This window comes from Streptomyces sp. PTL18, assembly GCF_059510295.1.
Genome location: NZ_JCAJZO010000181.1, coordinates 1 through 223 on the forward strand (window position 1 = coordinate 1; position 223 = coordinate 223).

General features: G+C 67.3%; 1 protein-coding gene. It reads left to right on the forward strand.

Features of this window, described 5'->3' with window-relative positions; all coding sequences use genetic code 11:
* A partial coding sequence (locus AC5WS8_RS39555) for an acyltransferase domain-containing protein (RefSeq protein WP_496108299.1) occupies positions 1-223 on the forward strand: 223 nt, incomplete at both ends.

Consider the following 223-nt stretch of genomic DNA (forward strand, 5'->3'; position numbering starts at 1 on the left):
CCGGCGCGGTGGTCGGCTCGGTGGGGGAGGGCGGTCGTACGGCCTTCCTGTTCGCCGGTCAGGGCTCGCAACGCCTGGGCATGGGGCGTGAGTTGTATGACGAGTACCCGGTGTTCGCGGATGCCTTCGATGCCGTGTGCGCCCACCTCGACACCGAACTGCCGTTGCCGTTGCGGGAGATCGTGTTCGGTGAGGACGCGGAGGTTCTGAGCCGTACCGAGTT